Raw genomic sequence first — 3,833 nt, 5'->3', positions numbered from 1 at the left:
AGATCGAGACAGCAGATGATGCCCTAAGCGCTCTACGATTCGTGCTTGACCGATGGCTTCACAGAAGGGATCTATTTGCGCAAAATTTCCCTGTTTCTGGAAGACGATTCTTTGGCCGACATCGCTCGATGTCTGAACTAAAGGATGCAATATCATCCGGGGCTGCTGCAGGAATATTCGGTCTTCGAAAGGTAGGCAAGACATCTCTTCTGAAAGAAATTGAACGACGTGCGAGTGAAAACGGGGATGTTGTCGTCTACATAGATCTCCTCCGTGTTCCCGCAGATGTATCAGATGCGAGGTGGATCTATTGGAAAATCGCAGTTGAACTTGCTGAACGCCTTGGCAGGACGGGCCATCGAATCCCAAGTTCACGCTTAGGGGGAAAGTTCGCTGACTTTCTCGATATTCCCAGCGACTATCCGGTAGCGACGGCTTTTGACTCAGAGGTTACGCAGACACTTCGATTGGTAAGGTCGGCAAATGTCACGCCACGACCAAAAGTGGTTCTGATGTTGGATGAAATCGAGCGCGTGCTGCCGAGCAATATTGGAAAGGAGGGTTTTAGCGGATTCTTTGATCTCTTTAGCTACCTCCGAGGTGTTGCCCAAGAATCAGATGACTTCGTTGTCATCGTAACGGGCGCAAATGCATCTGTCGCCGAAGCAGCTCAGTTTTCGGGGAAGGATAACCCCGTCTTCAATTTCTTCAAAGAGATCTATTTGCCTATGCTTCAGGTCGAAGAGACGACTCAGATGGTGCGCATTCTTGGGCGGGGGATGGGAATGCACTTCAACCCGCAAGCTTGTGAATTTATTCATGACCTAACGGGAGGACACCCATTCTTTTCTCGTCAGTTCTGCAGTTTTCTGAGTGATCGATATCCCGGTAGGCCAGTGCAAATTGCCGCCCCGATGGTTGAGGCCGTTATCGACCAATACCTAGAAGTCGCAAGCAAAGACTTCCAAGAAATTATTGATCGATTTGCCCGAGACTACCCGCAGGAACTTGAAGTATGTCAAGCCATAGCCAATGGTGGCGGGACGATTAAACTTGATGATCTGGTGGGCGCGGAGCAAGGCGCACTTAGCATTAAACATCTTTTGGGTTATCAACTGGTCAATTTAAGCGAATCTAAGGCTAGCTTATCGATGGGCCTAATGCGGCGATGGCTCATAAAGTCAGCTGCGATGAGGTCTGCTAAATGAGTATCCGTATTTGCCCTGGCTCACCGTACTTTGCTGACAGATCCAGCGCGCTACGTCACACGGAGTACGCGCTAAAACGGTCTAACGCCGTCTTGCTATACGGTGGGAGGCAAGCAGGAAAGACGGCATTTCTTCGTCGATTGCACGATTTCAGCTTAGCCCAGCCCGCTAATGTTGCGGATCTATCTAGCTACGAACTATTTATTTACGTTGACTTATCACGACTTCTTTACGACGCCACACCTGCGGATTTCTACCGACTTTTGTATTCCAAAACCCTTGTCGCCTGTAAAACGCGAGTTATTGGTTTCGTTCAGACGGACGAACACTCACCTGATGACCTGGACTCCTTTGTAATTGCGCTCTTAGGAATTGCCACAGCATGTCGTCAAGTGGATGTACGGTTTATTTTTTTGCTCGACGAGGCCAAGCGGGTACTCGGAACCCGCTTCCCCAGAGGCTTTCAGGACAATCTCTTTTCGCTGCTCTTCGGGGAGGCGGGCGAACAATTGAAGATTGCGATGGTGTTTGCGGGAAATCAACATCTTGACGAGTTCTTGAAGGACGACACGTCACCAATTGGGAGTCGATCTTTATCAGTCTCGCTCTCGAATCTGGCGAAGTGCGACGTTCAAGAATTGATAGCCCGTGTGAACCAAGAGTTGGTCCGTAGCGTGGATGTTGTTGCACTGTCGGAAAAAATAATTCCACTTACTGGCGGGCATGCCGGCCTCACTGCGCGCCTCGTGGAACGTGCATTCGCTGGTATTCATGCCTCCGAACCAGACAGCTTCGCGGGAGAGCTGGCGTCGAATAGCGAAGTACTCTTCGAAAATTGGATATTGGTCATGAGTCCTGAGGCTCGCGAACTCATCGCCTATTTTGCGACAACCAAATCAATAACGGTCCCGCAGCTTGCTGACCGATTGGCCAAGCGCAACTTAAACAAATATTTGGCGCGAAGAGTTTTCGACGAATACGAATACACTGGTATTGGACTGCGAGTAGGTGATGAATTGATCGCATGTAATTCTCTATTCTGGGATTACGCGCAAGTATTTAAAGTTGAGGATGTGCGCGCTTCTGATGCGGAGACGGTTTGGTCTCTCATCGAAAGAACAGAACTGGCGCTCAGGCAGTTGGTCCTACAAAGACTAAACACAAGATTCGGCCAAACGACAGACGACCGAATGAGAAAAGTACTTGGAGATAAGTCGTGGGAGCAGATTGTCGCGACCCAAGAGAAGTCCAAGCATCAATACCGATATGCGCGTGAATCTAGCCAGCGCGACTTAATGTCATGCATGTATTTAGGGCAACTAGGCATGTTAATGACGAATGGTGCAACTTGGGATCTATTTAAGAATAGTTTTCGTGACAAGCGGGAGCTTGAGGATAAGCTCGCTTGCATTATGCCGGTGCGAAATGATCGTGCGCATTTTACGCCCGTTCCTAGCAAGGAGCTTGATCGCTGCCGTATTGCGTGTGACGACCTATTGACTATTGCTGAACGGGAGCTTGACGAGCTTGGAAATGCCGATGTTCCGACGACGAAAAAAACTAGATGAAAAATACCGACGGCATATTGTTCTTTAGCGCACTCACTTTCACTACGGCGTTGTATACCCAGAGGCGAAGATTTGCCTGAGATCTGTTTCTGCGATGACGGCCGCAGTTTTTCTGAAATTCATTCGTGATGGCCGCAATCAGTCTGGTGCTGAGTTTCGATGAACTTCGGCTTTGGGCTCGAAGCTGCCACCCAATCAGGCGGATCGAACGTCAGGAACTGGCCGGTAGCGCCAGTACGGCGCCACGACGGCGAGCGGTCGTTCGGCTCGTGATCCTGTTCAGATCCCAATCTGATTCCACGGCCGAGGCGGATGTTCGCAGCCGGCCATATGGCGACGCTCGCGACCGACTGCTTTGCTGCGGTCAACTACTCAACCTCAGCCGCCGGGATTCGCTCAAAACTCTTGCCTCTGCGCGCTTCTCGTTCCACGGGACCTGGCTGCCGCTTCGATGGTAGCCAATCGCAGACCTGACTGTCTTATCAACTCGACAACAGGTGTAGGCGTCCCGTTTATGCGACCTGCGTACCCAGCGCCGCTAGGCTGCGACTTTCCATCCCATCGTCCGGCAAAGCTCCACAGCCGCCTTCTTTGTGGGCTTCGCATCCATCCAGAACGATGGATCATCGAATACCCTTCCACATCCACTACAGGTAGCGTGCATGAGCGATACCGAACCCGCGAAAGCACCAAGACAAGCTGAAGCGTCCAAGCCCGCGAGTGCTCCGGCTCGACAGGAAAAGCTGTGGGTGATTGAACGTGCGGACGATCTCTTCGGCGAAGTCGCCAACGCACTGTGGCTGGCGATTGCTTCGAGCTGGCGCGTCCCCATTGCACTGTGCCGGGCGAATGGTCTGGAATATATCAAGGAGCTGGTCAACAGTCGGAGGATCTTGCCGCCGCGAGTGGGCATGCTGGTGGCGGCGCTCGCCTCTGCTCTGATGATGGTGATGCTGGTGGCTGGTGGCATGAGCAGCGCGACAAGTATGGCCGGGAGGCTCGCTTCTGCGTCGCCGGAAGCGTGGCTGGCGGTTGCGGCGCCGGCGCTTCTCTCTCT

At 51.9% G+C, this 3,833-nt stretch carries 3 protein-coding genes; all 3 read left to right on the top strand.

What is annotated here, in order from left to right; translation table 11 throughout:
* Positions 1-1,208, top strand: a 1,208-nt coding sequence (locus tag LC605_RS31640) for an ATP-binding protein (RefSeq protein ID WP_229551349.1), incomplete at its 5' end; no start/stop codon positions are given.
* A complete protein-coding gene (locus LC605_RS31635; RefSeq protein WP_229551348.1) occupies positions 1,205-2,776 on the top strand; it encodes a hypothetical protein in 1,572 nt (523 codons plus the stop codon). The genes LC605_RS31640 and LC605_RS31635, both read left to right, overlap by 4 nt.
* A 662-nt stretch (positions 2,777-3,438) precedes the next feature.
* On the top strand, positions 3,439-3,833 hold a 395-nt coding region (locus LC605_RS31630), incomplete at its 3' end, for a hypothetical protein (protein ID WP_229551347.1).

Origin of the sequence: Nostoc sp. CHAB 5836 (assembly GCF_020829445.1) — a bacterium.
In the GTDB taxonomy this organism is placed as follows: Bacteria; Cyanobacteriota; Cyanobacteriia; order Cyanobacteriales; family Nostocaceae; genus Nostoc.
This window is presented reverse-complemented; position numbering and strand designations above follow the sequence as displayed.